The organism is Staphylococcus simiae (genome assembly GCF_002902085.1).
Lineage (GTDB): Bacteria > Bacillota > Bacilli > Staphylococcales > Staphylococcaceae > Staphylococcus > Staphylococcus simiae.
The window spans coordinates 1-1,751 of the sequence record NZ_PPQR01000081.1; the positions used below are offsets into that span (position 1 = coordinate 1).

The 1,751-nt window shown below is 43.9% G+C and carries 1 protein-coding gene; it reads right to left on the bottom strand.

The window, feature by feature from the left end; translation table 11 throughout:
- Window positions 1–1,751, bottom strand: a 1,751-nt coding sequence (locus CD113_RS09975; RefSeq protein ID WP_206167421.1) for an Ig-like domain-containing protein, incomplete at both ends; no start/stop codon positions are given.

The window sequence follows — 1,751 nt, forward strand, 5'->3', positions numbered from 1 at the left end:
GTATCCACCACTGTAATCGTGAATTTCGTCTCTGTTGTGTTTCCTTCAGCGTCTGTTGTTGTCACGGTCACTGGATAAGTTCCCACAGTCGTTGGGCTTCCACTAATTGTGTTTGTCGCTTCATCAAACGTCACACCTACTGGTAAACCACTCACACTGTTCGTTACTGGCTGGCCACTATTATCTTGGCCGTCAATAACGATATTATCAATCGGTGTGTTGACCTCTTTCGTTTGATCATCGATAGCTTTCACCGTTGGCGCAGTTGTGTCTACGACTGTAATCGTGAATTTTGTTGTTGTTGTATTACCTTCGGCGTCTGTTGTTGTCACAGTCACTGGATATGTGCCTACTGTTGTTGGACTGCCACTAATTATGTTTGTCTCTGAATCAAATGTGACACCGTCTGGTAAGCCACTCACACTATTTGTCACTGGTTGACCACTATTATCGCTTCCATCAATGACGATATTATCAATTGGTGTGTTCACTTCTTTTGTTTGATCATCGATCGCTTTCACCGTTGGTGCTGTCGTATCCACCACTGTAATTGTGAATTTCGTCTCTGTTGCGTTTCCTTCGGCATCTGTTGTCGTTACAGTCACTGGATATGTGCCTACAATCGTTGGGCTTCCACTAATTGTATTTGTATTTTCATCAAATGTTACACCTGCTGGCAAGCCACTTACACTATTCGTTACAGTATGCCCAGCACCATCATCTGCTTCAATTTTAATTTCGTCTATTGGAGTGTTAACCTCTTTAGTTTGATCATTGATTTCTTTAACTATTGGTGCTGTCGTATCTGTCACTACTGTACTTGACGGTTGTGATTCATTTCCTGCTTCATCTGTCGCTGTTACTGGTAATGTCTCGCCACCTTTTAAGTCAACATTAGTTGGAATATCTACGACATAGTTACCATCTTCATCTGCTGTGCCTGTCGCTGTTGTTCCATCTGGGAACGTTACGGTCACTGTTGAGTTGGGTTCGGCTTTACCTGTAATGGTCTTATCTTCACTTGTCACTGGATTCACCGTTGGTGTTGTCGGTGCTGTTGCATCTGTGACAACTGTGCTTGCTGGATCCGATACGTTACCTGCTTCATCGGTTGATGTTACTGGTAATGTTTCGCCGCCTTTTAAGTCAACATTGGTTGGAATATCTACGACATAATTTCCATCTTCGTCCGCTGTTCCCGTTGCTGTTGTGCCATCTGGGAATGTTACAGTTACTGTTGAATTTGGTTCCGCTTTACCCGTAATCGTTGTATCTTCACTTGTTACTGGGTTCACCGTTGGTGCTGTTGGCGCTGTTGTATCTGTTACCACAGTATTCGCTGGATTTGATTCATTTCCTGCTTCATCCGTTGATGTTACTGGTAATGTCTCGCCGCCTTTTAAATCAACACTTGTTGGTATATCTACGACATAGTTACCATCTTCATCTGCTATTCCTGTCGCTGTCGTTCCATCCGGGAACGTTACAGTTACGGTTGAGTTTGGCTCGGCTTTACCCGTAATCGTTGTATCTTCACTTGTCACTGGATTCACCGTTGGTGCTGTTGGCGCTGTTGTATCTGTGACAACTGTGCTTGCTGGAGATGATTCATTGCCTGCTTCATCGGTTGATGTTACTGGTAATGTCTCGCCGCCTTTTAAGTCAACATTGGTTGGAATATCTACGACATAGTTACCATCTTCATCTGCTGTTCCTGTCGCTGTTGTACCGTCTGGGAACGTTACAGTTAC